Origin of the sequence: Cobetia sp. UIB-001, from assembly GCF_044789135.1 — a bacterium.
Classification (GTDB): Bacteria; Pseudomonadota; Gammaproteobacteria; order Pseudomonadales; family Halomonadaceae; genus Cobetia; species Cobetia amphilecti.
The window spans coordinates 829,523-852,058 of sequence record NZ_CP058244.1 but is presented as its reverse complement, the minus strand read 5'-3'; the positions used below and the strand labels follow the sequence as shown (position 1 = coordinate 852,058).

At 63.5% G+C, this 22,536-nt stretch carries 24 protein-coding genes and 1 other RNA gene; 6 read left to right on the top strand and 19 right to left on the bottom strand.

Going from position 1 to position 22,536, the window contains the following annotated elements; genetic code table 11:
- Positions 1-68: 68 nt before the first annotated feature.
- From ftsL to rsmI, 4 genes are all read right to left on the bottom strand, one after another.
- Positions 69-389 (bottom strand): cell division protein FtsL, encoded by a 321-nt coding sequence (ftsL, locus tag HA399_RS03620; protein ID WP_043332508.1) that lies wholly within the window; start codon positions 387-389, stop codon positions 69-71.
- Positions 390-639: 250 nt separating this feature from the next.
- On the bottom strand, positions 640-1,626 hold the full coding sequence (gene rsmH, locus HA399_RS03615) for a 16S rRNA (cytosine(1402)-N(4))-methyltransferase RsmH (protein WP_054555089.1): 987 nt from the start codon (positions 1,624-1,626) through the stop codon (positions 640-642).
- A 285-nt stretch (positions 1,627-1,911) separates the two neighbouring features.
- An RNA gene (gene rnpB, locus HA399_RS03610) (RNase P RNA component class A) lies at positions 1,912-2,264 on the bottom strand.
- A gap of 102 nt (positions 2,265-2,366) precedes the next feature.
- The gene (gene rsmI / locus HA399_RS03605; protein WP_404326083.1) at positions 2,367-3,230 is read right to left on the bottom strand and encodes a 16S rRNA (cytidine(1402)-2'-O)-methyltransferase; all 864 of its coding nucleotides are present in this window, start codon (positions 3,228-3,230) and stop codon (positions 2,367-2,369) included.
- Between the two features lie 196 nt (positions 3,231-3,426).
- Here rsmI and HA399_RS03600 point away from each other — a divergent pair, with 196 nt between their 5' ends.
- From HA399_RS03600 to HA399_RS03585, 4 genes are read left to right on the top strand one after another with little or no spacing between them, the layout of a single operon-like run.
- On the top strand, positions 3,427-5,328 hold the full coding sequence (locus HA399_RS03600; RefSeq protein WP_404326082.1) for a penicillin-binding protein activator: 1,902 nt from the start codon (positions 3,427-3,429) through the stop codon (positions 5,326-5,328).
- Position 5,329: 1 nt separating this feature from the next.
- A complete protein-coding gene (locus HA399_RS03595) occupies positions 5,330-5,731 on the top strand; it encodes a YraN family protein (protein WP_248379495.1) in 402 nt (133 codons plus the stop codon).
- Between the two features lie 21 nt (positions 5,732-5,752).
- Positions 5,753-6,346: a phosphoheptose isomerase gene (locus HA399_RS03590; protein WP_043332512.1), complete on the top strand. Its 594-nt coding sequence runs from the start codon at positions 5,753-5,755 to the stop codon at positions 6,344-6,346.
- A 37-nt stretch (positions 6,347-6,383) separates the two neighbouring features.
- Complete coding sequence (locus HA399_RS03585; RefSeq protein ID WP_404326081.1) at positions 6,384-6,962, top strand: BON domain-containing protein; 579 nt, start codon at positions 6,384-6,386, stop codon at positions 6,960-6,962.
- A 199-nt stretch (positions 6,963-7,161) separates the two neighbouring features.
- Here HA399_RS03585 and HA399_RS03580 read toward each other — a convergent pair whose 3' ends face one another.
- From HA399_RS03580 to zapE, 8 genes are all read right to left on the bottom strand, one after another.
- The gene (locus HA399_RS03580; RefSeq protein WP_404326079.1) at positions 7,162-7,758 is read right to left on the bottom strand and encodes a ClpXP protease specificity-enhancing factor; all 597 of its coding nucleotides are present in this window, start codon (positions 7,756-7,758) and stop codon (positions 7,162-7,164) included.
- A 167-nt stretch (positions 7,759-7,925) separates the two neighbouring features.
- A complete protein-coding gene (gene sspA, locus HA399_RS03575) occupies positions 7,926-8,552 on the bottom strand; it encodes a stringent starvation protein SspA (RefSeq protein ID WP_043332516.1) in 627 nt (208 codons plus the stop codon).
- A gap of 215 nt (positions 8,553-8,767) precedes the next feature.
- Entirely contained in the window at positions 8,768-9,580 is an 813-nt protein-coding gene (locus HA399_RS03570) for a cytochrome c1 (protein WP_404326078.1), read from the bottom strand.
- A complete protein-coding gene (locus HA399_RS03565) occupies positions 9,577-10,839 on the bottom strand; it encodes a cytochrome bc complex cytochrome b subunit (RefSeq protein WP_216059708.1) in 1,263 nt (420 codons plus the stop codon). The genes HA399_RS03570 and HA399_RS03565 overlap by 4 nt, the downstream gene beginning before the upstream one ends.
- Complete coding sequence (gene petA / locus HA399_RS03560) at positions 10,839-11,435, bottom strand: ubiquinol-cytochrome c reductase iron-sulfur subunit (RefSeq protein ID WP_043332520.1); 597 nt, start codon at positions 11,433-11,435, stop codon at positions 10,839-10,841. Before petA ends, HA399_RS03565 begins: the two co-directional genes overlap by 1 nt.
- A 217-nt stretch (positions 11,436-11,652) precedes the next feature.
- Positions 11,653-12,042 carry a 30S ribosomal protein S9 gene (gene rpsI / locus HA399_RS03555; protein WP_043332522.1) on the bottom strand — a complete coding sequence of 130 codons (390 nt, stop codon included), beginning with the start codon at positions 12,040-12,042 and terminating at the stop codon, positions 11,653-11,655.
- Positions 12,043-12,055: 13 nt separating this feature from the next.
- A complete protein-coding gene (rplM, locus tag HA399_RS03550) occupies positions 12,056-12,484 on the bottom strand; it encodes a 50S ribosomal protein L13 (protein WP_043332524.1) in 429 nt (142 codons plus the stop codon).
- A gap of 251 nt (positions 12,485-12,735) precedes the next feature.
- Positions 12,736-13,893 (bottom strand): cell division protein ZapE, encoded by a 1,158-nt coding sequence (gene zapE / locus HA399_RS03545; protein ID WP_404326074.1) that lies wholly within the window; start codon positions 13,891-13,893, stop codon positions 12,736-12,738.
- 498 nt (positions 13,894-14,391) lie between these two features.
- Here zapE and HA399_RS03540 point away from each other — a divergent pair, with 498 nt between their 5' ends.
- Positions 14,392-14,844, top strand: a complete 453-nt coding sequence (locus HA399_RS03540; protein ID WP_043332529.1) for a YhcB family protein — start codon at positions 14,392-14,394, stop codon at positions 14,842-14,844.
- A gap of 100 nt (positions 14,845-14,944) precedes the next feature.
- Here the strand turns inward: HA399_RS03540 and HA399_RS03535 are convergent, their stop codons facing one another.
- The gene (locus HA399_RS03535; RefSeq protein ID WP_404326072.1) at positions 14,945-15,712 is read right to left on the bottom strand and encodes a Nif3-like dinuclear metal center hexameric protein; all 768 of its coding nucleotides are present in this window, start codon (positions 15,710-15,712) and stop codon (positions 14,945-14,947) included.
- Positions 15,713-15,898: 186 nt separating this feature from the next.
- Here HA399_RS03535 and HA399_RS03530 point away from each other — a divergent pair, with 186 nt between their 5' ends.
- Entirely contained in the window at positions 15,899-17,215 is a 1,317-nt protein-coding gene (locus tag HA399_RS03530) for a S1C family serine protease (RefSeq protein ID WP_404326069.1), read from the top strand.
- A gap of 135 nt (positions 17,216-17,350) precedes the next feature.
- On the opposite strand, the gene hisD is transcribed toward HA399_RS03530, so the two are convergent.
- The 6 genes from hisD to HA399_RS03500 form a co-directional block, all read right to left on the bottom strand.
- Positions 17,351-18,655: a histidinol dehydrogenase gene (gene hisD / locus HA399_RS03525; RefSeq protein WP_107335420.1), complete on the bottom strand. Its 1,305-nt coding sequence runs from the start codon at positions 18,653-18,655 to the stop codon at positions 17,351-17,353.
- Positions 18,656-18,881: 226 nt separating this feature from the next.
- Positions 18,882-19,526 carry an ATP phosphoribosyltransferase gene (hisG, locus tag HA399_RS03520; protein ID WP_131431369.1) on the bottom strand — a complete coding sequence of 215 codons (645 nt, stop codon included), beginning with the start codon at positions 19,524-19,526 and terminating at the stop codon, positions 18,882-18,884.
- A gap of 83 nt (positions 19,527-19,609) precedes the next feature.
- Complete coding sequence (gene murA / locus HA399_RS03515; RefSeq protein WP_043332539.1) at positions 19,610-20,875, bottom strand: UDP-N-acetylglucosamine 1-carboxyvinyltransferase; 1,266 nt, start codon at positions 20,873-20,875, stop codon at positions 19,610-19,612.
- Positions 20,876-20,887: 12 nt separating this feature from the next.
- Entirely contained in the window at positions 20,888-21,142 is a 255-nt protein-coding gene (locus tag HA399_RS03510; protein ID WP_043332541.1) for a BolA family protein, read from the bottom strand.
- A gap of 223 nt (positions 21,143-21,365) precedes the next feature.
- The gene (locus HA399_RS03505; protein WP_054555102.1) at positions 21,366-21,737 is read right to left on the bottom strand and encodes a lipid asymmetry maintenance protein MlaB; all 372 of its coding nucleotides are present in this window, start codon (positions 21,735-21,737) and stop codon (positions 21,366-21,368) included.
- Positions 21,738-21,751: 14 nt separating this feature from the next.
- Positions 21,752-22,414 (bottom strand): phospholipid-binding protein MlaC, encoded by a 663-nt coding sequence (locus HA399_RS03500; RefSeq protein ID WP_043332543.1) that lies wholly within the window; start codon positions 22,412-22,414, stop codon positions 21,752-21,754.
- Positions 22,415-22,536: the final 122 nt, after the last annotated feature.

The window sequence follows — 22,536 nt, the reverse complement described above, 5'->3', positions numbered from 1 at the left end:
GGGCGTCTCAGCGCTGGCGGCTTTGCGCGGGTTGCGCGGGCGAGACGAAGGCGGGCGACGCGTGGCCATCAGCGAATGACCTCGACATCGTGGACATCCGGGACGCGCATCTCGAGTCGCTCGATGCTGATGCTTTCGATACGCGCCGGCGCCGACCAGGCGCTTTCTTCCAGCAGCAGGCGGCCCCAGCGTGCACGCGCATCATCGCGCGCCGCTTCCAGCTTCTGCAGCTGGGCATATTGGCCGCGCGAGAGGTGGGAGCTGATCACGACAGCAGCGGCAGAGCCGAGCAGACTGAGCATCAGCACCGCGAAACACAGGTGACGCCAACGCATCTGCACCTTGATCGGCCAGTTACCCGTCCAGCCATCCTGTCTCCGTCCCGCCATGCCGACTCCCTAATCACTCTGAACGTGATGCCCCGCATCACGAATATCCTTGCAGACTGCCAACGTGCAGGCGCGATGTTCGCTCACTTGTTTGAAGCGCCCGGCGCATTATGTCAGCAAGTGGCGTTAGCCGCTAAGAGTTGCAGCACGGCAACACTTGTGTCGTCCTTTCACCACAGCCCACTTGCGCGCGCGCCTGCCGGTAGGCAGGCGCAGAAAGAGGCACGATTCCCCGGAGGGAGCACTGACGCTATTTGAGCTTTTCGGCAATGCGCATCACGGCACTGCGCGAACGGACATTGGCATCGACTTCGCTTTGCGAGGCCTTCTGCGCCTTGCCCACCAGCTTGAGACGCTTGTTGAGCTGGTCTTCGCGGATCGGCATGCCACGCGGCGCCTGATCCCCCCGCGCCTTGTCACGCATGAAGCGCTTGACGATGCGGTCTTCCAGCGAGTGGAAGCTGATCACGACCAGACGACCGCCGGGCTTGAGCGCCTCGAGACCGGCATCCAGCGCGCGGGTCAGCTCATCCAGCTCACCATTGATGTGAATGCGGATCGCCTGGAAGACACGCGTCGCCGGGTGCTTGTGCTTCTCCCAGTTGGGGTGAGCATCCTTGATCAGGCTGGCGAAGTCGCCGGTGCGCGTGATGGGTCGCTCGGCGCGACGCTCCACCACGGCACGCGCCAGACGCTTGGCATAACGCTCCTCACCATAGGTCTTGAAGACCCAGGCCATGTCCTCGGCACTGGCACGCGACAGCCACTCGGCGGCGCTCTCGCCACTGGTGGGGTCCATGCGCATGTCCAGCGGGCCATCATTCATGAAGCTGAAGCCACGCTCGGCATCATCCAGCTGCGGGGATGACACGCCGATGTCGAGCAGGATGCCATCCAGCTGGCCATGCACGCCCTCACGCTCGGCATACTCGCCAAGACGCGCGAATTCACCGGCATGGATACTGAAGCGCTCATCATCGATGGTCGCGGCTTCCGCCAGCGCCTGGGGGTCACGATCACAGGCAATCAGACGCCCCTCGGGCGCCAGACGCGACAGGATCAGACGCGAATGGCCACCGCGACCGAAGGTGCCGTCGAAGTAGACGCCGGCCGTGTCCTGAATCAGGCCATCGACCGCGCCGTCGAGCATGACACTGACATGCGCGAAGCGATCAGCCACTTCGACGGACTCGGTATCGGCAGACTCGGTAACGGAAGGAGCGCTGGGCTTGGACATGACGAAACTCTGGACCTTGGCACGCGATGCGAGCAGTGAAAGCCGGTGGCAAAGGACACCGACAGCATAAGAGCGGAAACAGCGCCTGCGTGCAGCAGGCAAGCGGCTGAAACACGAATTCAAGTGCCATAACCGACAACCGGCGCCTGTCACGGCAGCGTGTTCGTTGCCATCCAACTGCAATGGTCATACACGAAACACGCAGCGGACGGCGCCGGTCATGCGAATTCAAGGTGTGCTGCCATCGCTCGCATCGCGAAGGCTGGCAGCACACTGACGTTATAAGGCGGGAGATGGCCGATAAGCCGGGTCTTGTCGTGGACAGTCATTCATCTAGGCCCTGAATCACTTCAGGGCTCAAGCAACCAACCCGCCCCCACTGCGGGCAGCAGCATAGGGGGCCTATTTGGTCTTGCTCCAGGTGGGGTTTACCTCGCCGCGAACTGTTACCAGCCGCGCGGTGCGCTCTTACCGCACCCTTTCACCCTTACCGGTCAGCCGAAGCTGACGTAGGCGGTCTTCTCTCTGCTGCACTTGCCGTCGGCTCGCGCCGCCCAGACGTTATCTGGCACCTTGCCCTATGGAGCCCGGACTTTCCTCCCCCAGCTTGCGCTGGCGGCGACTGTCTGGCCGTCTCCCAAGCGCGCAAGACTACCAGTGTCATGGGCCTTTCACAAGACGAAGCCCGCGCAGGCCGAACAATGGCAGCGGCAAAAAAGTCTGGCGTGACAGAGGTTTGCTTATTCCTCTGCCGCGTCCTTCATGGCTTGCGCCTTGGCATACCAGGCTTTCTTGCGCCCGCCCACCAGACGCGTGGCGATGGCGGCCATCTGCTTGACGCCGACCCCCTCCTCGAACAGCACCTGCAACAGGGCGTCGCCTTCGACACTGGCCGCCTCGTCGCCGTCACGTGTTGGCGCTCCTTCGATCATGACCACGAACTCACCGCGGGTCTGATCACTGTCAGCGTCCATCTGCGCCAGCAGCTCGGCCGCCGTACCATCGAGGAAGGTCTCGAAGGTCTTGGTCAGCTCACGGGCCAGCACGACCCGGCGCTCGCCCAGCACCTCGCGGATATCGCCGAGCAGCGCCTGGATGCGGTGCGGAGACTCGTACAGCACATGGGTGGCGCTATCGTCGCGCAGCGCGGCAAGGCGTGCCTGACGCGGGCCGCCCTTGTGGGCCAGAAAGCCTTCGAAGGTGAAGCGATCCGTCGGCAGACCCGCCGCACTGAGGGCGGTGATCAACGCGCACGGCCCCGGCAGCGGCACTACCTTGAAGCCACGCTCGCGCAGGGCGCGCACGACGATGAAGCCGGGATCGGAGATCAGCGGCGTGCCGGCATCGGAGACCAGCGCGACGCGTCGGCCTGCCTCCAGCGCCTGACACAGCTGGTCGACACGACCACGTTCATTGTGATCGTGCAGGGACATCATGGGCACTTCCAGGCCCAGGTGACGCAGCAACCGCACGCTGTGGCGGGTATCCTCGGCTGCGATCAGGTCCACTTCTCCCAGCACCCGCGCGGCGCGGGGACTGAGATCATCGAGGTTACCAATCGGCGTGGCGACCACGTACAATACGCCTTCAGAAGACTCGGACATTCAATGCTTCGACTCGTTGAACTCAATGGTAGAAATGGTCGTCAGACACAGGCAGATTGCCTTGGGACATTTCATCCGAAGGACGCTGCATGCGTGGCCCTGATCGACCGAGTGCCATGATGCCTTTCACCCTTCATCACAGTAGGCGGCGATGCAGTCCTGACCACATCGCCCATCAGCCAAGGGACCGTCGTACATGCGCCAGACATGGAATCGTGCATCAGCCAATACGCTGGGCACTTCGTCAGCCATCCGGCAGGAGGCCGCGCGCCGTTCACGTTCCGGCCTGCGCACGCTGGCGGGCCTCGCCGCCTCCGCCCTGCTGCTGGCAGGGTGTGCCGGACAGTCACCGCTTTCCAGCGGCCCCGGGGCCGATGCCCTGCTCGCTCAGGCCGAGCAGCAACAGGGTCAGCAAGCGGCCAGTACGCGCCTGCAAGCTGCGGACATCCTAGCACGCAGCGGCGACAACGCGCAGGCGATCACCATCGCATCCGACATCGATCCGGCAAGCCTCGAGCCGCAGGAACGCGTGCAATGGGCCCTGCTGCTGTCGCGCATCGCGCTTGAGCAGCAGGACGGCTGGAACACGATCCTGGCCACCTCGGTGCTCGAGGACGGCATCCAGATGTCCGGCGATGACCAGCGCACGCTGCGCAAGCGTCGCGGCCTGGCGCTCGGCATGGTCGGCGAACCCCTGGCCAGTGCCCAGACCCTGATCGCCCTGCAGGCCGACAGCAATGACCTGAGCATCAACGACACCCTGTGGGAGCAGCTCACGCGCCTCTCGCCCAGTCAGCTCAATGAGCTGGCCAGTGCCAGCCCCACCGCCAGTGGCTGGACGGACCTGCTGCGCCTGCAGCGTCGCTTCGGTGGCAACATCGACCAGATGTTCTCTGCCATCAACGACTGGTCGGACGCCAACCCGCAGCATCCCGCCGCACGCCAGATGCCGCAGGGCATCCTCGACCTGCGCGAGCTCTCCGGCCAGGAAGTGCGCAAGATTGCCGTCTTCCTGCCCGAGTCCGGCTCACTCAAGCGGATCGCCCAGGCCATCCGTGAAGGCATCGAGGCGCGCCATCGCAGCGCCATCGACAATGCCGAGGCCACCCCGCAGCTGAGCTTCTATGACACCTCGAGCGCGGACCTCAAGACCCTGTATGCCCGTGCCACCATGGATGGCGCCCAGGTCGTGCTCGGCCCGCTGGACAAGAAGCTGGTCAGTCAGCTCGAGACCCAGAACAGCCTGCCGCTGCCGACACTGGCCCTCAACTACGGCACCCATGACAGCAACCGTGCCGACAACCTGTTCCAGTACGGCCTGTCCGCCGAGGACGAAGCCCGCCAGGTCGCCATGCGCGCCGCACTCGACGGCCATCGTGGCGCCGCCGCTCTGGTGCCCAACAATGCCTGGGGCCAGCGCGTCTACAGCGCCTTCCGCGACCGCTTCGAGCAGGAGGGCGGCGACATCGTCTCCGTCGAGCGCTACAACCCCAAGGGCGCCGTCAGCGCAGCCGTCAAGGACCTGCTGTCGGTCTCGAGCCAGGACCAGGCGCGCATGAAGTCAGCCAAGAAATCCGGCAGCAAATACGGCCGCGCGCACTCCGGCAACATCGACATGATCTTCCTGCTGGCGCTGCCGAGCTATGCGCGTCAGGTGCCGCCGATGCTGGACTTCTACTACGCGGGCGACCTGCCGATCTACGGCACCTCCCATCTCTATGACGGCGCACCGCAGCCCGATCAGGATGGCGACCTCAATGGCGTCGACTTCGTGGACATCCCCTGGGAAGTGCCGGAGGCCTCCTCCGGCGGCAAGGCGTCCCTGCCGGAAGTCGACACCTACCGCGCTCTGTCCGATGCTTCACCGCGCATGCTCAAGCTCAACGCCATGGGGGTCGATGCCTATCGTCTGGCCCAGCGCGTACCGCTGATGCTGGCCGGTGCGGGCGGCGAACTCTTCGGCGCCACCGGCAGCCTCTTCCCGCGTCACGATGGCCGCATCGAGCGCACGCTGCCCTGGGCTGAATTCAGAGGCGGCGTACCGCGTCCGCCACTGAAAGGCGCCAACAGCCGCACCGTCGAAGCCTACACGCCCTGACATGGCACGCGCCGACTCGCCCTCAGGCAAGGCGCACCCGCCTCCCCAGCGTCGCGCCCGAGCGCGCGGCGCCGTCATCGAGGCGGAGGTAGAACAATGGCTGGCAGCGCGTGGCCTGACACCCGTCACGCGCAACCAGCATGCCAAGGGCGGCGAGATCGACCTGATCATGCGTGACGCCGAAACCCTGGTCTTCATCGAGGTGCGCTACCGGGCCAACTCCCGCTTCGGCAGCGCGCTGGAAAGCGTGACCCATACCAAGCAACGCCGGCTGATCACTGCCGCGCGTTTTTATCTGGCCCAGCACGGGCTATCATGTTCCTGCCGCTTCGACGTGGTAGGCGTGGAGGGGACCTCCCCTCGTTCCATTCACTGGATTCGCCACGCCTTCGAAGCGTTCTGAAGCCAACGACCAAGAGCCATCATGGATTTCCAATCGCGTATTCTCGGCCACTTCAACGCCAGCATTGACACCAAGACCTACGCCAGCGAAGTGCTGCCGCCCTTCATCGAAGCGGCCAGCCAGATGATGGTCCAGAGCCTGGTCAATGACGGCAAGATCCTGGCCTGCGGCAACGGCGGCAGCGCCGGCGACAGCCAGCATTTCTCCTCCGAGCTGCTCAACCGCTTCGAGCGTGAGCGCCCGAGTCTGCCGGCCATCGCACTGACCACCGACACCTCCACGCTGACGTCCATCGCCAACGACTACAGCTACAACGAGGTGTTTTCCAAGCAGATCCGCGCCCTGGGTCAGCCCGGCGACATTCTGCTGGCCATCTCCACCAGCGGCAACTCCGCCAATGTGGTGCAGGCCATCCAGGCGGCTCACGACCGTGACATGCGCGTCGTCGCCTTGACCGGCCGCGACGGTGGCGACATGGCGTCACTGCTGGGCAGTGAAGACTGCGAGATTCGTGTCCCCGCCACCTCTACGGCACGCATCCAGGAAGTCCATCTGCTGGCCATCCACTGCCTGTGCGACCTGATTGATCATCAGCTGTTCGGCAGCAACGAGTAATCCGCGCGCCCCACGGCATTCACCAGGAGAAAACGGCATGACGCCCAAGAATCTGCTTCCCCTCATGGCCACCGCCGGCTTCCTGACGCTAGCCGGCTGCACCACCGTCGCCGACCTGACCAACAGCGGCCCGATCGACGAAGACTATGGCGATCGCACCCTGGGCGCCCAGGTGGAAGACGAGAGCATCGAGACCAAGATCGAGGTCAATCTCGGCAAGACCGATGCCCGCTTCAATGATGCCCACGTCAACGTGAACTCCTACAACGGCATGGTACTGCTGACCGGCCAGGTCGCCAGCGACGAGCTGAAGCAGAAGGCCACGGACATCGCCAAGGATGTGCGTCGCGTGCGCCAAGTGCACAATGCGCTGGAAATCAGCGCCAATGCCCCGGCCAGCCAGCGCGTGCAGGACACCTGGCTGACCACGCGCGTCAAGGCCACACTGGCGGCGGATGCCAACATCGACTCCGGCCGCATCCTGGTACTAACCGAGAATGCCAGCGTCTACCTGATGGGTATCGTGACCCGCGCCGAAGCCGACCAGATCGTCAGCAAGGTCTCTGAAGTCGGCGGCATCCAGCGTATCGCCAAGGTCTTCGAGTACCTCGACTGATCGAGGTGGCGCGCTTGCATGCCTGACATGCAAAGTGCGCTGAACGAAAAGTGTCCTGAACGAAACGTACCCTGATTAAATAGTGCCCAGGATGAAAAATGCCCCGCAGGCCGAAGCCTGCGGGGCATTTTTCATGACAGAAGCGACATCAGGCGGACAATGACCAACCCTCATCCATCGCCCCCACCTGCCGACGTGATTACTTGATCACGCGCAGCGAAGGACGCCCCTTGCGCGGCGGCTTGGGCTGATCATTGTCATCAGCCCCCTGCTCGTCACTGGCCGAGTCGGACGCCTGCTCTTCACCGGCGACTTCGGCATCAGCGCCTGGACTTGTCTCGACGGGCGCATCCGCTGATTCCGAGGCAGACGCCTCTTCCTCGACGGGCGCACTGCCGACACTGGCCAGCGTCGGGCGCGCTGCGGCGGCCGGCTCGGCATCTGGCGCGGCTTCACCGAATGTCATCTCATCGGCACCCGGCATCACCGGCTCGTGACCGAAGACCATACCGACACCGTTTTCACGCGAATACAGCGCGACCAGGGCCGCCGTCGGCACGCTGACGTGCATCGGCTGACCACCGAAGCGGGCATTGAAGCTGACCCCCTCATTGGCGATCAACAGATCACGCACCGCACCGGGTGCGATATTGAGCACGATCTGGCCGTTCTGGACGTGTTGACGCGGCACCTGGACACCTTCCTGCTCGGCGTCCACCACGATGTACGGCGTATTGTCGTTATCCAGCAGCCACTCGTAGAGTGCGCGTGCCAGATAAGGGCGACTGGAAAGCATGGGAGAACCTCTTGAACTGCAATGAGTGTCAGCGACGACCGAAGTCCATTCCGCCAACGGGCCAACGCCCCGCACATCGCTCACATCCATCATCCACAGACTGATGAGCGAGGACGAAAGCCCGAATGCGTGACCGATCGATCAGCGACCGAAGGATCACGCACGGATCAGATGCGCATCTCGCGCTCGGCCTCGGACAGCGACGCCTTGAAGGCATCACGCCCGAACAACCGCTCCATGTAGGTCAGCAGCGGCTTGACCTGCTTCTCCGGCAGCTCGATTCCCAGTGTCGGCAAGCGCCACAGGATCGGGGCAATGCAGGTGTCCACCAGCGAGAACTCGTCGCTCATGAAGAACGGCATGTCGTCGAAGATCGGGGAAATGCCGATCAGGCTTTCACGCAATTCCTTGCGCGCCTTGTCGGCTTCCTTCTTGGTGCCTGTCTGGATGGTTTCCATCATCGGCACCCATTCGCGCTCGATGCGATGCATCCACAGACGGCTCTGGGCGCGCGCCACCGGATACACCGGCAACAGCGGCGGATGCGGGAAACGCTCGTCCAGATATTCCATCATGACCTTGGACTCGTAGAGCACCAGGTCGCGATCCAGCAGCGTCGGCACACTGTTGTACGGGTTCAGGTCGGCCAGTTCGGCCGGACGGCTGTCATCATCCACATCAATGATATCGACTGCCACACCCTTCTCGGCCAGCACGATCCGTACACGGTGGCTGAAGTGGTCGTCACCACCGGAGTAGAAGGTCATCGATGAACGCTTGGCCACAACACCCATGAAACTGTCCTCGCATCTGTTCGAGACATGCCCGTGTCAGCTTTTGGCCTGACAAACGGGGATAAGTTTCCTCTGGCCTGCCCTTGTCACAACGGGCCCTGCCAGAGGGTCAGCCTGCGCCACCTCAAGGCGACGCAAGCGGGCGCGCGACTGATCAGCCGCGCGCCCGTCACTGCCGGCTCGCCATTATCACTGAGACCCCGCCCCGGGGGCCATCAATGAATGTCGCGCCAGTATTCCTTCTTGAGAAGATACGCCAGCAAGGTAAAGATCAGAATGAATATTAACACCTTGGGGGCCATGCTCTCAGCCTTGAGCCGCGAAGGCTCGCCGACATAGGCCAGAAAATTGGTCAGATCCCACATCGCTTGATCAAACTCCCCTGCCGTCATGCTGCCAGGCTGGGTGATCTCTAGAATATCACAGGACGCATAACGCCCCGTGTCGGGATCGATCTCCGCCCCCGCTACCGCCAGGTCACTCTGCCCACAGACCTTTTCCTGCACGCCCTGCAGCGATTCCAGCACATGCGGCATGCCGACCTGGGGGAAGACCGCATTGTTCACGCCCCACGGCCGTGACGCATCGCGATAGAAGCTCTTCAGATAGGTGTAGATCCAGTCCGTGCCGCGCAGACGCGCCTCGAGCGACAGATCCGGTGGCGGCGTGCCGAACCAGCCGGCCGCGTCATCTTTCTGCATGCCCGTGCGCATGGTGTCATTGATCTTGAGCGCTGGCGAGAGAATCAGATATTGCTCGACCAGGTCCTCGGGCATCCCCAGGTCCTCTGCGGCACGCGAGTAACGCTGATACTGCAGACTATGACAGCCGAGGCAGTAATTGGTGTAAAGCTGCATGCCTCGCTGCAGCGAGGGCTGATCATGCAGATCCGGCTGCATCGTCTCCAGCGGCACCGCGCTGCTCGCCGCGCTCACCATGCCCGCCCCCATCAGGCTCACTACGGCCAGCAACCCTGCTGCCAGCCCGCGTTTGAGCCACTTCCTTGACCCACCCATCAGCGCGCTCATCGGCCCGCCACCCTGTCAGGCACCGCTCGCGTCGTCTCGAAGCGCGTATACAGCGGCATCAATATGAAGAAGGCGAAATATGCCACGGTCGCCAGCTGCGCGATGATCGTGCGCTCCTGCGTGGGCGGCATCACCCCCAGCACGCCCAGCGTCACGAAACTGACCACGAAGATGACGATGGCGATACGCGACAGCCAGCCCTTGTAGCGGATCGAGCGCACCGCCGAGCGATCCAGCCACGGCAGCACGAACAGGATGGCGATCGCCAGTCCCATGACCACCACGCCCCAGAACTTGGCATCCACGCCGAACAGCGGGTAATTGACCGCGCGCAACATGGCGTAGAACGGCGTGAAGTACCACACCGGCGCGATGTGCTCGGGCGTCTTCAGCGAATTGGCCGGCTCGAAGTTCGGCGTCTCCAGGAAGTAGCCGCCGCCTTCGGGGAAGTAGAAGATCACCGCACAGAACACGAACAGGAAGACGCCGACGCCGACGAGGTCCTTCACCGTGTAATAGGGATGGAAGGGAATGCCATCCAGCGGCTGCCCCGCCTCATCCTTCCTGTCCTTGATCTCGATGCCATCGGGGTTGTTCGAGCCCACCTCGTGCAACGCCACCAGATGCAGCACCACCAGCCCGACGATCACCAGCGGCAAGGCAATGACATGCAGCGCAAAGAAGCGGTTCAGGGTGATTCCCGAGATCAGGTAGTCGCCACGTATCATCTGCGCCAGGTCTGCCCCGATGACCGGAATCGCCGTGAACAGCGAGATGATCACCTGCGCGCCCCAGTAGGACATCTGCCCCCAGGGCAGCAGATAGCCCATGAAGGCCTCGGCCATCAGCGCCAGATAGATGCACATGCCGAAGATCCATACCAGCTCGCGAGGCGCACGGTAGGAGCCATACAGCAGGCCACGGAACATGTGCAGATAGATGACAACAAAGAAGGCCGAGGCGCCGGTGGAATGCATGTAGCGGATCAGCCAGCCGTACTCCACATCGCGCATGATGTACTCGATGGAGGCAAAGGCCTCCTCGGCGCTCGGCGTATAGCTCATCGTCAGCCAGATGCCGGTCAATATCTGATTGACCAGCACCAGCAAGGCCAGCGAGCCGAAGAAGTAGAAGAAGTTGAAGTTCTTCGGCGCGTAGTAGCCGGTCAGATGGTCCTGCAGAAACTGGGTGGCCGGCAGGCGGTCATCGATCCAGCGCATGATGCCGCGTGGCGCCTTGGCACGGTTTGGATTCCCCATCAGGCAGCCTCCTCGTCGACACCCACCACCAGCACCTGCTCACTCTCGTAGCGATGCGGCGGCACCTCAAGATTCGAAGGCGCCGGCACTCCGGTGAAGACTCGCCCGGCGAGATCGAACTTGGACCCATGACAGGCACACAGATAGCCGCCCGGCCAGTCCGCACCGAGATCCGCCGCGCCGATCTCGGGACGATAGCCAGGCGAGCAGCCCAGGTGCGTGCAGATACCCACCAACACCACATATTCCGGCTTGATGGAACGCAGCACGGCATCGACATAAGGGGGCTGCTGGGGACGCAGTGACTCGGGGTCCTGCAGCTCTGCGGGGGGGATGGCGCGGATATCGGCGATCATCTCGGGGGTGCGACGCACCACCCACACCGGCTTGCCGCGCCACTCGATGGTCATCTGCTGGCCGGGTGCCAGCCGCGAGATATCCGCCGTGACAGGCGCGCCTGCCGCACGGGCACGCGCACTTGGCTGCCAGGACGCCAGGAAGGGCGTTGCGATACCGACCACCCCTACCGCCCCGACCACGGTGGTTGCGCTGACGAGGAAGCGGCGTCGCCCTCGGTTCACAGCTTGATCTGACATTTTATTGTTATCTCCCAAACACTACCGCTTGATGCTGGGCCATCCACTTGCCGAGCACTTGATGCTTGCTTGTATTAAAGGGCAAGAACAGAGCGCTCACAACTCAAGAAAGCCACCTTGACCAAAGCCGCTTTCGTCAATCGTGCAGCGAGACCGCAAAAAAAACGTCCAGCACCCTTGCGGGCACTGGACGTTCTTGTGGTCGACGCGAGTTCTCTTAACGCTTGGAGAACTGCGGACGACGACGGGCCTTGCGCAGGCCGACTTTCTTACGCTCGACTTCACGAGCGTCACGAGTGACGTAACCGGCGGCGCGGAGGGCCGGACGGAAGTCTTCGTTGTAAGCCATCAGGGCACGAGTGATGCCGTGACGGATAGCGCCGGCTTGAGCAGAACCACCACCACCAGCAACAGTGACGTAGACGTCGAACTGTTCGGTAGTTTCGGTCAGCTCGAGCGGCTGACGGACAACCATGCGGCCTGTCACACGACCGAAGTAGTCGTTCAGGTCACGCTGGTTGACGGTGATTTTGCCGGTGCCCGGCTTCAGGAAGACGCGCGCGGTAGAAGTCTTGCGGCGCCCGGTACCGTAGTGCTGCTGTGTCATGGCGATGCTTCCCTCAGATGTTCAGTTCTTGCGGCTGCTGCGCAGCGTGCGGATGCTCGGAGCCAGCATAGACTTTCAGCTTGGACTGCATGGCACGACCCAGCGGGCCCTTCGGCAGCATGCCCTTGACAGCCAGTTCGATCACGCGCTCAGGCTTGTGCTCGATCATCTGGTTGAAGTTCATGGAGCGCAGGCCGCCCGGGTAACCGGTGTGACGGTAGTAGGTCTTGGCTTCTGCCTTGCGACCTGTCACAGCGACTTTCTCGGCATTGATGACGACGATGTAATCGCCAGTATCAACGTGCGGAGTGTACTCGGCTTTATGCTTGCCGCGCAGGCGACGAGCAATTTCGGTAGCCATACGGCCCAGCGTCTTGCCGGCTGCGTCGACGACGAACCAGTCACGCTGGACGGACTGCGGCTTAGCAGTAAACGTCTTCATGGATGAATCACCTATAGTCGGGTCTTGCACTTGTGTGCGCGACCAATCCCTATTTTTCTTGGTTGTCCGACGTCTGGCAGCGAGCGGCGTGCTGCTTGCGCAGTCACTGTCCTCTCATCTCCAGACTGCCCTCGCCCATCAGGAGTGAATGACTCAGGATGGCTCGAGAACCGGTCAACAGTTCGAGCGAGCGCGCATTGTACATGCCATGCCCGCCTACCACAAAGGCTATTTTGCCCTTGCCGCGGGTCTCACGGCTTGTGCGGCAGCGCGAGATACTCACGCGATTGCATTTCCTGCAGACGTGACAGCGTGCGCTGGAATTCGAAATCCAGGTTGCCGCCGGTATAGAGGTCCTCGACGGGCGTCGCGGCGCTCATCAACAGCTTGACGCCACGGTCATAGAACTCATCGACCATGTTGATGAAGCGACGCACCTGGTCGTCGCTGTCGCGCCCCATCTGCGGCACCTCGGACACCAGCACGGTGTGGAACTCACGCGCAAGCTCAATGTAGTCATTCTGGCTACGCGGGCCATCACACAGCTCATCGAAGTGGAACCACACCACGTCCTCATGGCGACGCAGGGCGTGCAGCACGCGATGATTGATGCTCAGACCTTCATCGGCATGGCCTTCGGCACCGGCGATGGAGCGGAATTCCCGCGCCAGCCGCGCGGCACTGTCGTCGCCCAGCGGGCTATGGAAGAGCTCGGCGTGCTCCAGCGCGCGCAGGCGGTAGTCGATGCCGGAATCGACGTTGACCACCGTGCAGTGACGCTTGACCAGGTCGATCGCCGGCAGGAAGCGCGCCCGCTGCAGGCCGTCCTTGTAGAGGTCATCCGGCACGATATTGGAGGTCGCGACCAGCACCACGCCCTGCTTGAACAGCTCTTCGAACAGGGTGGCGAGAATCATCGCATCGGTGATGTCCTTGACGAAGAATTCGTCAAAACAGATCACGCGCGCCTCGACGGCGAACTTGGCCGCCACCAGAGTCAGCGGGTTCTTCTCGCCCTTGTAGTGGCCGAGTTCATTGTGGACACGCTGCATGAAGCGGTGGAAGTGCGTGCGCATCTTGTCGGCAAACGGCAGGCTCTCGTAGAAGGTATCGACGAGGTAGGTCTTGCCGCGCCCCACGCCGCCCCAGAAGTAGAGGCCCATGATCTCGGGCGCTTCATCGACAGGCGCCGTGCGTGACGGCTTGCCGAACAGACGACGCACCTTGGAGCCCAGCCCGCCGCCACCCGTCGCGTCGGACACCTTGTCGGGCGTCTGACGCGGCATGCGCACGAGGTCGTCGTAGAGACGCTGCAGATGGCGGACCGCATCTTCCTGGGCGGCATCGTAGGCAAAGTCATCACGCTTGAGGTCTGCCTGGTACTTCTCGAGAGGCGTCGGTGCTGGCATTGAGAAACCCGCTGCAGGTCAGGCGCCACGCACTGGCGCACGCCTGACATGAAAGGAACAAGATCACGCCTGACCCGACACGGCGGGCAGGCAAGGACGAAATTGCGCGGCATTATACGCCTTGATGGCCACTTTACCCACTCACCGACCAGCAATCGGCTGCACGACGTGACTTTCGCCGCGCGCATTGCTCGCAGGGCGTGAGCTGGCATCCGCCCACACCCCGCCGGCTGCGCCGACAGGCGACCAAGGTCGCGCGCCGCGTGAATTGACGCATCGCTGCACCACACCGATATAATGGCGCGTGGACGCTTTTGAAACGCAAGCGGCACGACAGACTGACGCAAGAAGGACAGCGGCAAGCGGCGCTGACCTGCTGGACACCAGACCGATCCCGAGATCGGCGTGATGGAACATCATTGAATACCGGCATCGTATCTCAGCGCTACCATGCCCCAGCGGTGACGATCACCGCAGTCGTGACACAAGGAGAGCGACGTGAACGAGAGCAACATTGACTGGATCCTGGCCATTGCCTGTTTTCTGGCTGGCATCGGTATCGGCGCCTTGTGCTACCACCTGCTGAATGCCAACGTGGCCCGCAACCAGAAGACCCGCCAGAAGCTGGCTGAGCGCGAGCTGGAGCTGACCCAGTTCCGCGATGCCCTCAACGACCACTTCTCCAAGGCCAGCGACCTGACCGACCAGATCCAGCGCGCCGGCAATGAGCTGCGCCAGCATCTGGCCACTGGCGCCACCGCGCTGTGCGATGACAGCCAGCTCAAGCGCCGCCTGCTGGACACTGACACCACGCCGGACGACAGCGAGACCGACAAGGTCGACCTGCCGCGTGATTACGCCGACAACCGTGGCACCCTGTCAGAGGACTTCGGCCTCAAGCCGCAACCGAGTGAAGGCGAGACACCGGCCACCAACCCGCCGCGTATCTGATCGCCCTGCTGTCGTGGACCTCTCACGGCATCTGAAAACGACAGCGACAACGACAACGGCCACCTCTCGAGGTGGCCGTTGTCGTTTCCGGCATCAGATGTCACGCCGGATTGTCGATATCCACGAAGCGGTGCTCTACACCATGCTCGGCGGCCAGCCACTCGCCGAGGGCCCGCACACCGTCACGCTCGGTCGCATGATGGCCCGCCGCGAAGTAGGTCACTCCCTCTTCGCGGGCGCTATGGGTGGTGCGCTCGGAGATCTCGCCCGAGAGGAAGGCATCGACACCGGCCTCGATGGCCAGACCGATATAGTCCTGAGCGCCGCCGGTGCACCAGGCAATGCGCTTGATGGGGCGATCATGGCCGGCCACGACCAGCACCTCACGCCCGAGACGCCGACTGAACTCGGCCCCCAGCGCGGTGCTGTCCAGCCCTTCCACCTCAGCGGCCAGACGCCCGACATGCACCAGGCCACGCCCGGGCACGCCATCCAGACAGCCTTCACTGATCAGCCCCAGACGCTCGGCCAGCTGGGCATTGTTGCCAAGTGTCGGATGCGCATCCAACGGCAGGTGATAGGCCGCCAGATTGATGTCATTGGCCAGCAAGGTCTTGAGGCGCCGACGCTTCATGCCGGTGATCTGGGCCGGCTCGTTCTTCCAGAAGTAACCGTGGTGCACCAGCACCAGGTCGGCCTGCCAGGCGAGCGCCTCATCGAGCAGCGCCTGACTGGCCGTCACGCCGGTCATCACGCGGCGCACCTCACGGCGCCCCTCCACCTGCAAGCCATTGACGGTATAGTCCTTGAAGGCCTGCACCTCCAGACATCCATCCAGCGCCTTCATCAGCGTGTCACGATCAGCCATTGGGCCTCCAGCAGTCAGAGTCATCGAGTGTTACACTGGCGAGCATTGTAACGGCGCATCGGCGCCATGTAAGCGTGTCGAGCCTTGACCGGGGCCATCCCTTCGCGTGACACGTGGATCTTCAGGCTATTCATCTTCATGTCCGCAGCATCGCGTCGGTGCGCGGACTTTTTATCAGGTAATCCGATGCCCCGTTCTCTTCGCAGCACACTGCTCCCGCTACTGTGGCCCGTCGTCACCGGCGTCCTGCTGGCCGTCGTCGTGCTGGACCGCTTTCCGACGCTGGGTCTGGGCGAGCCCGCCCCGCAGCAGAACGAGCAGGCCGGCAACACCCCCTACCCGAGCCCATCTCAGAACTCTGCCGCCAATCAGCAGGTGCTGCCGCCTCCGAGCCTGACGCTGTCAGCGGCGCAGCGCGAGGAGTCGGCAGACCCGGTACTGCGTGAAGCACCGCCGCTGCAGCGCAACAGCGGCCCGGCCAGCTATCAGGCCGCGGTGGACGCCGCCGCACCGGCGGTGGTCAACATCTACTCCTCGCGCGAGATCAAGGACGACAGCAAGCATCCGCTGATGTCCGACCCCTTCTTCAACCAGTTCTACGGCGAAGACGCCCTGCGCAGCCAGCGCATGCTGTCGAGCCTGGGCTCTGGGGTCATTCTCTCCAGTGACGGCTATATCCTGACCAACAACCACGTCATCCAGGGCGCCGACCAGATTCAGGTCGCCCTGCGCGATGGCCGCGAGACATTCGCCAAGGTCGTGGGTGTGGACCCGGAATCCGACCTCGCGGCGCTCAAGATCGACCTCGACAACCTGCCCACCGTGGCGATTGCCGATTCCACCCAGGTCCACGTCGGCGATGTCTCGCTGGCGATCGGCAACCCCTTCGGGGTCGGCCAGACGGTCACCATGGGCATCATCTCGGCCACCGGACGCAACCACCTTGGTCTGAACGCCTATGAAGACTTCATCCAGACCGATGCCGCGATCAACCCCGGCAATTCCGGCGGCGCGCTGATCAACACCGACGGCTCACTGGTCGGCATCAATACCGCCATCTATTCGCGCTCCGGCGGTTCGCAGGGCATCGGCTTCGCCATCCCCGCCAACCTGGCGCGCGACATCCTCGAATCGCTGGTCGACCACGGGCGCGTGATTCGTGGCTGGCTGGGACTGGAAGTGCAGGAGCTGACGCCGTCGCTGGCGCACTCCTTCGGCCTGAGCGCCCCGCAAGGCGTGGTGGTGGCCGCCGTGCTGCGTGATGGCCCTGCCGCGCGCGCCGGTCTGCGCCCGGGCGATATCCTGACCGCCATCGGCGGCAAGCGCCTGCTGGATGCTCGCCTGGCCATGGCCGACATCGCCGCCGTCAAACCCGGCAATGCGCTGGAGTTGCGCCTGCTGCGTGACGGCAAGACGCTGGACATCGACGTCAAGGTCGGCGAGCGCCCGATTCCCGACAACACGCCGACGGCCGTCGAGCCATCCTTGCAGGACAAGGGCTGAAGCGGAGCCATCGGCACGACGCCTTGAGTAGAACACCCGCCCCATGATGACAAAAGCCCCGCGACGGAGACCGTCGCGGGGCTTTTTTGACTGACCAGACAAGGCTCAGTCTCAGTCTCAGTTTCTGGCTCAGGCTCAGTCGAGAATGCGATTCTCGGCACTGCGCGCGTGCGCCGTCAGCGACTCGCCGCGCGCCAGCACCGAGGCGGTACGCCCAAGCACCGACGCGCCTTCCGGCGAGCACTGGATCAGCGAGGAGCGCTTCTGGAAGTCATAGACGCCCAGCGGCGAGGAGAAGCGCGCGGTGCCGGAAGTCGGCAGCACGTGGTTCGGCCCGGCGCAGTAATCGCCCAGCGCCTCGGAGGTGTGCGAACCCATGAAAATGGCGCCGGCGTGACGCACGCCCTCGACCCACTCCTCCGGATTCGCCACCGAGAGCTCCAGGTGCTCCGGCGCGATGCGGTTGGTCAGCTCCAGCGCCTGCTCCGGCCCGCTGACGCGAATCAGGGCACCGCGCTCACGCAGCGAGGTCAGGATGATCTCGGCACGCTCCATGGTCGGCGCCAGGCGCTCGATGGAGGCCTCGACGGCGGCCAGGTGCTCGTCATCCCACCCGATCAGGATCGCCTGGGCATCTTCGTCGTGCTCGGCCTGGGAGAACAGGTCCATCGCCAGCCAGTCCGGGTCGGTCACGCCATCGCTGACCACCAGAATCTCGGACGGCCCGGCGATCATGTCGATACCGACCTGACCGAACACCGCACGCTTGGCAGTCGCCACGTAGATGTTGCCGGGGCCGACGATCTTGTCGACGCGCGGCACGGTCTCGGTGCCATAGGCCAGTGCCGCCACGGCCTGGGCGCCGCCGATGGTGAAGACACGATCGATGCCCGCCAGATGCGCCGCGGCCAGCACCAGCTCATTGACCACGCCGTCCGGCGTCGGCACGACCATGATGATCTCGCGCACGCCCGCGACATGCGCCGGAATCGCGTTCATCAGCACGGAAGACGGATAGGCCGCCTTGCCGCCCGGCACGTAGATCCCGGCGCGGTCCAGCGGCGTGACCTTCTGGCCCAGCAGGCTGCCGTGCTCGTCCTTGAAAGACCAGCTTTCCGGCTTCTGATGCTCGTGATAGACGCGCACACGCTCGGCAGCCACGGCCAGCGCCTCGCGCTGATCCGCCGGCAGGTCGGCATAGGCCTGGGCCAGACGCTCGGCACCGATGACCAGCTCGGCCATGCTCGAGACATTCAGGCGGTCGAAGCGGTTGGAGAACTCCACCAGCGCCGCATCGCCTTCCTGCTTGACGCGCGCGAGGATGTCGGTGACACGATGCTGTACCTCGGCATCGGACACGCCCTCCCATGACAGCAAGCGGTCCAGGCGGGCAGTAAAATCGGTATCACGGCTATCAAGCCGGTTGATCAAGGTATCCATGCGAACCTCTTTTCTCATTGCTTGGCAGAGAAGGCTGAACCGGACGGGCTCTGTCCAGCGCCTGCCCGCATCATCTTGATAAGCATCGTGATGAACTCTTGATGAGCACCGCGACGATCATCGTGACGAGCAGGGGCGGCAGCTGGTGTTTCGAGAGTCATCTTCTGCCACGGTCATCTATGCGACCTTGGGTATCCAGCGGGTCGATGCCGACAGCACGCGGCCATCACGCCTCGCGGCGGACTTCCACGGCCTGACGCAGGCGATCGATCAGCGGCTTGAGGCGATCGTGCTTCATGGTCATGGCGGCCTTGTTGACCACCAGACGCGTGCTGATGTCGGTGATCAGCTCGCGCGGCTCCATGCCATTGGCGCGCAGGGTGTTGCCGGTGTCGACGATATCGACGATCTCGTCGGCCAGATTCATCAGCGGGGCCAGTTCCATCGCGCCGTAGAGCTTGATGACTTCGGCCTGGATGCCCTGCTCGGCGTAATAGCGACGCGCGACATCGACGAACTTGGTCGCGACACGGCGGCGAGCGCCCTGCTGCTGCTGACCGACGACACCGGCGGTCATCAGGCGGCACTTGGCGATTTCCAGGTCCAGCGGCTCGTACAGGCCTTCGGCACCATGCTCGAGCAGCACGTCCTTGCCGGCGATACCGAGATCGGCGGCGCCCAGCTGCACGTAGGTCGGCACGTCGGTGGCACGGATGATGACCAGCTTGACGTCCGGCAGATTGGTATCGAAGAGCAGCTTGCGGCTCTTGTCGAGATCTTCCAGCGGCTCGATGCCAGCGTCAGCCAGCAGCGGCAGGGTTTCCTTGAGAATACGCCCCTTGGAGAGGGCGACGACCAGTTGCTTGCTCATGGGGTATTCGCCCGTGCTTGTACGTAGGAATTCGGCACGCGCTGCCGGTCAATCAAGACCGACAGCGCGAGGTGGGGCACTGATCAGCCGGCGGAGCGACGGATGATCACATTCAGCCCGGACAGCTTCTCTTCGATGCACTCGTAACCGCGGTCGATGTGATAGATGCGGTCGACCATGGTCTCGCCGTCGGCGACGATCGCCGCGATCACCAGCGAGGCAGAGGCGCGCAGGTCGGTTGCCATCACCGGCGCACCGGACAGGCGCTCGGTGCCGGTCACGACTGCGGTGTTGCCCTCGAGCGCGATGTGGGCGCCCATGCGGTTGAGCTCCTGCACGTGCATGAAGCGGTTCTCGAAGATGGTCTCGATCACGGTGCTGGTGCCTTCCGCGACCGCATTCATCGCCACGAACTGGGCCTGCATGTCGGTGGGGAATGCCGGGTACGGCGCCGTGCGGATATTGACTGCCTTCGGGCGCTTGCCGTGCATGTCCAGCTCGATCCAGTCATCACCGGTGGTGATGGTGGCGCCGGCTTCTTCCAGCTTGGCCAGTACGGCGTCCAGGGTATCGGCACGCGTACGCGTGACACGCACCTTGCCGCGCGAGGCGGCCGCCGCGACCAGGAAGGTACCGGTCTCGATGCGGTCCGGCATGACGGAGTATTCACAGCCGTGCAGCTTCTCGACACCGTCGATGACGATGGTGTCGGAGCCCTGGCCCGTGATCCTGGCGCCCATCGCGATCAGGCACTCGGCCAGATCGACGACTTCCGGCTCACGCGCGGCGTTTTCGAGCACGGTGCGACCATCGGCCAGGGTCGCGGCCATCAGCAGGTTCTCGGTGCCGGTGACGGTCACGACGTCAAAGACGATGCGCGCGCCCTTCAGGCGGCCACCCGGCGCCTTGGCGCGGATGTAGCCATTCTCGACCGTGATCTCGGCCCCCATCGCCTCCAGGCCACGAATGTGCAGATCCACCGGACGCGAGCCGATGGCGCAGCCACCCGGCAGCGAGACTTCGGCACTGCCGAAGTGCGCCAGCAGCGGGCCCAGCACCAGAATCGAGGCACGCATCTTCTTGACCAGGTCATAGGGCGCGTGACAATGCTCGACCTTGGAGCCATCCAGCTGCACGGTCATGTTGTCGCCCATCACCGGCTCGACGCCCATGCGCCCGAGCAGCTCGAGGCTGGTCGTGATGTCCTGCAGATGCGGCAGGTTGCTGATGGTCACGGGACCTTCCGACAGCAGCGTGGCTGCCAGAATGGGCAGTGCCGAATTCTTGGCGCCGCTGGCCCAGACTTCCCCGTTGACCGGCCCGTTGCCAGTGATGATCAGCTTATCCATGAAATGTTCCGGTCAACCCTGAGCGTTGCCGGCGGCAGCTTCGAACTGCGCCGGGGTATAGGTACGAATGCTGATGGCATGCAGCGCGCCAGAGCGGATCTCGTCATTGAGTGCGGAGTAGACCAGCTGCTGGGCCTTGACGCGGCTCAGCTCGGCAAAGACATCCCCCACGGCGACGACCTGGAAATTGCAGCCCTCACCCTGGATATGAAAATCGACGTTCTCGATACGAGCCTCGAGCAGGGCCTTGACATCATTCGGTTGCATGACGGGCGGTGACTCCTTCGCGGTACATGTCGGGATCGTGGCAGGGAATCCTTGCGCGACGATCGATGCGATATGACCGCACATGGTAATCAAAAGCGCGCGGGAACGCGATTGGCAGTCAATCGCTGCCTCCACGTTGCCGCGCGCATGAATGGCGATACGAACAAGCCTCGAGCCTCCAGCAAAGCGGTGCGGCCTGACAGGCGGTCAGGCCGCCGTTGACTCAGGACGTCTCGAGTGACAGCGGGGGCTCGGCGCTGATCTCAGCAACATTCAGCCCCGGCAGCAGGTTTTCCAGTCCGGAGACTGCCGCCAGTCGGCTCAATGCGGGAGACAGCGCGAGGTGAGCGACATGCCCACCATGCTCCGCCAGATGGCGCTGCCACTCGAGCAGCACGCTCAGGGTGGCGGTACTGGCGCTATCCACGCCGCACAGATCGATGGAAACCCCATCCTCGCGGCGCCCCAGCCATTTCCTGCCGGAATCCGCCAGCTCTGCGGCATTGTCGAAATCCGGCTGGCCACTCAGGCTCAGCCGTGCGTCACCGGCTTCCAGCGTGACGCCCTCGCGATCGAAGAGAGTTTTCATGGTCATGGCGACGACAGGGCTCAGCTGTTGCCCTGATCCCCCTCACCCTTCTCGAGGTCGACATCCGGCTGCCAGCCCTTGATAACGGCATCGATGTCGCGGCCGTTGTCACGCATGGCCTGATCGAACTGGTTGCGGAAGGTCAGGCCCAGGTTGACGCCGTTGACGATCACGTTGACCACCTTCCACTCGTCGTTGCGCAGACGCATGGAATACGCCACCGGGTAGACCTTGCCCTTGGTATCGACCACGTCCATGTAGACGGTGTCCTGGTCTTCATAGCGACGCTCGCCTTCGCTGTCCTTCACGTCCAGCCTGGCGTAATCGAAGCTCACCAGACCCTTGGCGTAGGTACCGATCAGGGTGTCATGGAAGACCTTGGAGAATTCGGTGCGCTGCTCAGGAGAGGCGCCCTTGAAGTACTTGCCCATCACGCTGGCGGCGATGTAGCGATAATCCACCACCGGCTTCAGCGCGGAATCCACCAGGGTTTCCAGCTCGTCGACGTTGTCCTTGTAGTAGCTCTCGCGGCTATCGATCTTGGTGGTCAGGCCCTCGACCGTGTCGCGCAGCAGCACGTCCGGCTCCTGCGGGGCGGCCATGGCCAGCGGGCTCAGCGCCATCAGGGCGGACAGGCTCAGCACGCTCAACGGACGAATCAGCTTCTTGAGGCTAGAGGTCATCGGGGTTGCTCCTTGAAAATGTACATCGTGCTCGAACGTGAAACCGCAGGCACCGAGTCAGGTCTGTCGGTGCATCACACGCGTGCGCCGGGTGCCTGCACTTCGATGAACAGCGCATCGAG

What these genes read in the sequence shown, in the direction of transcription:
- ftsL (WP_043332508.1), bottom strand. Translation starts at nt 389, where the DNA reads ATGGCGGGACGGAGACAGGATGGCTGGACGGGTAACTGGCCGATCAAG.
- rsmH (WP_054555089.1), bottom strand. Translation starts at nt 1,626, where the DNA reads ATGTCCAAGCCCAGCGCTCCTTCCGTTACCGAGTCTGCCGATACCGAG.
- rsmI (WP_404326083.1), bottom strand. Translation starts at nt 3,230, where the DNA reads ATGTCCGAGTCTTCTGAAGGCGTATTGTACGTGGTCGCCACGCCGATT.
- HA399_RS03600 (WP_404326082.1), top strand. Translation starts at nt 3,427, where the DNA reads ATGCGCCAGACATGGAATCGTGCATCAGCCAATACGCTGGGCACTTCG.
- HA399_RS03595 (WP_248379495.1), top strand. Translation starts at nt 5,330, where the DNA reads ATGGCACGCGCCGACTCGCCCTCAGGCAAGGCGCACCCGCCTCCCCAG.
- HA399_RS03590 (WP_043332512.1), top strand. Translation starts at nt 5,753, where the DNA reads ATGGATTTCCAATCGCGTATTCTCGGCCACTTCAACGCCAGCATTGAC.
- HA399_RS03585 (WP_404326081.1), top strand. Translation starts at nt 6,384, where the DNA reads ATGACGCCCAAGAATCTGCTTCCCCTCATGGCCACCGCCGGCTTCCTG.
- HA399_RS03580 (WP_404326079.1), bottom strand. Translation starts at nt 7,758, where the DNA reads ATGCTTTCCAGTCGCCCTTATCTGGCACGCGCACTCTACGAGTGGCTG.
- sspA (WP_043332516.1), bottom strand. Translation starts at nt 8,552, where the DNA reads ATGGGTGTTGTGGCCAAGCGTTCATCGATGACCTTCTACTCCGGTGGT.
- HA399_RS03570 (WP_404326078.1), bottom strand. Translation starts at nt 9,580, where the DNA reads ATGAGCGCGCTGATGGGTGGGTCAAGGAAGTGGCTCAAACGCGGGCTG.
- HA399_RS03565 (WP_216059708.1), bottom strand. Translation starts at nt 10,839, where the DNA reads ATGGGGAATCCAAACCGTGCCAAGGCGCCACGCGGCATCATGCGCTGG.
- petA (WP_043332520.1), bottom strand. Translation starts at nt 11,435, where the DNA reads ATGTCAGATCAAGCTGTGAACCGAGGGCGACGCCGCTTCCTCGTCAGC.
- rpsI (WP_043332522.1), bottom strand. Translation starts at nt 12,042, where the DNA reads ATGACACAGCAGCACTACGGTACCGGGCGCCGCAAGACTTCTACCGCG.
- rplM (WP_043332524.1), bottom strand. Translation starts at nt 12,484, where the DNA reads ATGAAGACGTTTACTGCTAAGCCGCAGTCCGTCCAGCGTGACTGGTTC.
- zapE (WP_404326074.1), bottom strand. Translation starts at nt 13,893, where the DNA reads ATGCCAGCACCGACGCCTCTCGAGAAGTACCAGGCAGACCTCAAGCGT.
- HA399_RS03535 (WP_404326072.1), bottom strand. Translation starts at nt 15,712, where the DNA reads ATGGCTGATCGTGACACGCTGATGAAGGCGCTGGATGGATGTCTGGAG.
- HA399_RS03530 (WP_404326069.1), top strand. Translation starts at nt 15,899, where the DNA reads ATGCCCCGTTCTCTTCGCAGCACACTGCTCCCGCTACTGTGGCCCGTC.
- hisD (WP_107335420.1), bottom strand. Translation starts at nt 18,655, where the DNA reads ATGGATACCTTGATCAACCGGCTTGATAGCCGTGATACCGATTTTACT.
- hisG (WP_131431369.1), bottom strand. Translation starts at nt 19,526, where the DNA reads ATGAGCAAGCAACTGGTCGTCGCCCTCTCCAAGGGGCGTATTCTCAAG.
- murA (WP_043332539.1), bottom strand. Translation starts at nt 20,875, where the DNA reads ATGGATAAGCTGATCATCACTGGCAACGGGCCGGTCAACGGGGAAGTC.
- HA399_RS03510 (WP_043332541.1), bottom strand. Translation starts at nt 21,142, where the DNA reads ATGCAACCGAATGATGTCAAGGCCCTGCTCGAGGCTCGTATCGAGAAC.
- HA399_RS03505 (WP_054555102.1), bottom strand. Translation starts at nt 21,737, where the DNA reads ATGACCATGAAAACTCTCTTCGATCGCGAGGGCGTCACGCTGGAAGCC.
- HA399_RS03500 (WP_043332543.1), bottom strand. Translation starts at nt 22,414, where the DNA reads ATGACCTCTAGCCTCAAGAAGCTGATTCGTCCGTTGAGCGTGCTGAGC.